Source organism: Massilia sp. CT11-108 (genome assembly GCF_047302915.1).
GTDB lineage: Bacteria > Pseudomonadota > Gammaproteobacteria > Burkholderiales > Burkholderiaceae_D > Telluria > Telluria orientalis.
The window spans coordinates 1-264 of sequence record NZ_JBKYMO010001556.1; the positions used below are offsets into that span (position 1 = coordinate 1).

Annotated in this window: 1 protein-coding gene; it reads right to left on the bottom strand. The window is 68.9% G+C overall.

What is annotated here, in order from left to right; genetic code table 11:
- Positions 1-264 (bottom strand): PAS domain-containing protein (locus tag ACEN88_RS35600; protein ID WP_413347107.1); only part of this gene is annotated, 264 nt, incomplete at both ends.

The following is a 264-nucleotide window of genomic DNA, read 5'->3' on the forward strand; positions in this document are numbered from 1 at the left end:
TCCGCGAACAGGTCGTCGAGGCCGTTCGCGGCCAGCGCCTTGCGCCCGAGCTCCGCGATCAGGGTCTGGCGCTGCGCGTTCTCGACGATCGTGCGCTCGAATTCCTTGCGTTCCGTGATGTCGATGTCGATGCAGATGTAGCGCTCGACCGTGCCGTGCGCCGCGAACATCGGCACGATGGTGCGGTACCAGTGGCGCCGGCCGTGGCGTCCCGCGATCACGACCTCGCCGTTCCACACGCGGTCCGACGGCTGCCACGGCAGG